This is a genomic window from Arenimonas sp. (assembly GCF_019459675.1).
GTDB lineage: Bacteria > Pseudomonadota > Gammaproteobacteria > Xanthomonadales > Xanthomonadaceae > Arenimonas.
Map to the genome: position 1 here is coordinate 1 of NZ_JAIBFH010000153.1, position 1,679 is coordinate 1,679.

Annotated in this window: 1 protein-coding gene and 1 pseudogene; both read left to right on the top strand. The window is 68.3% G+C overall.

Translation table 11 applies throughout. The features are described from left to right. Window positions 1–115, top strand: a pseudogene (locus tag K0M70_RS05525) (acyl carrier protein); the annotation flags it as partial. Window positions 116–237: 122 nt separating this feature from the next. After that, the gene (fabF, locus tag K0M70_RS05530; RefSeq protein ID WP_290780373.1) at window positions 238–1,476 is read left to right on the top strand and encodes a beta-ketoacyl-ACP synthase II; all 1,239 of its coding nucleotides are present in this window, start codon (window positions 238–240) and stop codon (window positions 1,474–1,476) included. Window positions 1,477–1,679 lie beyond the last annotated feature (203 nt).

The following is a 1,679-nucleotide window of genomic DNA, read 5'->3' on the forward strand; positions in this document are numbered from 1 at the left end:
GCTGGTCATGGCCCTCGAGGAAGAGTTCGAGAGCGAGATCCCCGACGAAGAAGCCGAGAAGATCACCTCGGTGCAGCAGGCCATCGATAACATCAAGGACCACCTCAAGGCCTGATCGCCCGACGTGGTCACGCCAGGGCCGCGCTTGCGCGGCCCTGCGCGTTTCAGGCGCCCGTGCGATACGCCGGCGCATGCAGCCAAGCCGCACGCACCAAGACCTGGAACCCGGAGTCCGCCATGAGCCACCGTCGCGTCGTCGTCACCGGAATGGGCATCGTCTCGCCCATCGGCAACACCCTGGCCGCGGCCTGGGACAGCATCCAGGCCGGCCGCTGCGGCATCGGCCCCATCACCCATTTCGACGCCTCCGCCTATGCCACGCGCATCGCCGGCGAAGTGCGTGACTTCGACGCCAAGTCCTTCCTGCCGCCCAAGGACGTCAAGAAGATGGACACCTTCATCCACTACGGCCTGGCCGCCAGCTTCCAGGCGATGGATGACGCCGGCCTGGAAGTCACCGAGGCCAACGCCGAGCGCATCGGCGCCATCATCGGCGCCGGCATCGGCGGCGTGCGGGGCATCGAGGAAACCGCCATCGCCCTGCACGAGGGCGGTCCGCGCAAGGTCTCGCCGTTCTACGTGCCCAGCACCATCATCAACATGCTGCCGGGCCAGCTGACGATCATGAAGGGCATCAAGGGCCCCAACTTCTCGGCCGTCTCGGCCTGCGCCACGTCCAACCATTCCATCGGCATGGCGATGCGCATGATCCAGTACGGCGACGCCGACATCATGGTGGCCGGCGGCGCCGAACACGGCGCCACGCCCACCTCGGTCGGCGGCTTCTGCTCGATGAAGGCCATGTCCACCCGCAACGACGAGCCGCTGCGCGCGTCGCGGCCCTGGGACAAGGACCGCGACGGCTTCGTGCTCGGCGACGGCGCCGGCATCCTGATCCTGGAAGAGTACGAGCACGCCAAGGCCCGCGGCGCGCGCATCTACTGCGAGCTGGCCGGTTTCGGCGCCAGCTCCGATGCGTACCACATGACCGCGCCCAGCGAGAACGGCGACGGTCCGGCCCGCTGCATGCGCATGGCGCTCAAGGACGCCGGCGTCAACGCCGAGCAGGTGGGCTACCTCAATGCCCACGGCACCTCCACGCCGCTGGGCGACCTGGCCGAGACCCACGCGGTGAAGCGCGCGCTGGGGGACCACGCTTACGAGACGATGGTCAGTTCCACCAAGTCCATGACCGGCCACCTGCTGGGTGCCGCCGGCGGCGTCGAGGCCATCTTCACCGTGATGGCGCTGCACACCGGCGTGATCCCACCCACCATCAACCTCGACGAGCCAGGCGAAGGCTGCGACCTGGACTACGTGCCCAACGTGGCGCGCCAGGCTAAGATCGACGTGGCGGTGTCCAATGGCTTTGGCTTCGGCGGTACCAACGGCACGCTGGTTTTCCGGAACATCTGATCTCCACTCCGGTCGCGCCGCCATGCTGACCCGCACGCTGGCCGACGGCACCGACCTGCTGCGCCTGCAGTCGTCCGATCCGTCGCGCTACCCGCTGCTGCTGGAAAGCGTGGCGGGCGGCAATTCGCATTAGCGCGGGGAACTGCGTGGGATTAACCATGGCCCCGGGCAGCGGCTGGAGGGCCACGGCCAGACCCCCCCCC